This is a genomic window from Mesorhizobium sp. M7A.F.Ca.ET.027.03.2.1 (assembly GCF_003999175.1).
Lineage (GTDB): Bacteria > Pseudomonadota > Alphaproteobacteria > Rhizobiales > Rhizobiaceae > Mesorhizobium.
In genome coordinates, this window is sequence record NZ_RZOM01001701.1 from 1 (window position 1) to 704 (window position 704).

A 704-nucleotide genomic window follows, 5' to 3' on the forward strand; every position below is an offset into this window, starting at 1 on the left:
GCCGCATCCACCAGGGAAGCCGCGGCGTCGATATCGCTGGTGGCCATGTGAACGCGCGGATTGTTCTGTCGTGCCAGGCCGATCGCGTCATCCAGTGACCGCGGAAGCGCGGCGGCGACGTCACCCGGCCGCGAAGCATTGACCAGCGGCTTGCCGACGGTCTTGAAGAACCGGATCTTGGAGGCTTCCAGCTCTTCGGTCGCCTCCTGCATGCGGGCCTTGGCCGCGAACAGACGCTCCTCGGCCTGTTGGCGGTCGGCCTCGTTCAACGCCCCGCCTGAGATGCCTTGCCGGATGTCGCCGAGTATCGCCTGATGGAAACCCAGATTCTTCTTGGCTTCGGAAACGATCGAAGCCTGCAGCATGTATTCGAGGTAATCCTGGACAACGGACAGCCCGATGAATTCGGACCGTTCCAGCACCCGGAACGACGCTCCGTCGACGCGCGATGCCTGGCGGTTCAATTCCGCGCGACGCGCTCCGCTGTCGAATAATTTTTGGGTCACCACCAGATTCGCTTCCGCCGGATAGAGCGAATCGTTCTCTATCGACAGCGAGCGCCGGGACGAATTGTCGAGCCGGCGAACGCCAGCCGATCCCTCGACATCGACACTGGGAAGGTAAAGGCCCTTGGCCTGCCGCAACTCGAACTCGATTGCTTCGCGGTTTTCGATCGCCTGTCCAATCTCGGGATTGGATTCCAC

Annotated in this window: 1 protein-coding gene; it reads right to left on the reverse strand. The window is 61.9% G+C overall.

Annotated features, from left to right (window positions below; all coding sequences use genetic code 11):
- Positions 1 to 704, reverse strand: a 704-nt coding sequence (locus tag EN750_RS37475) for a TolC family protein (RefSeq protein WP_189526832.1), incomplete at both ends; no start/stop codon positions are given.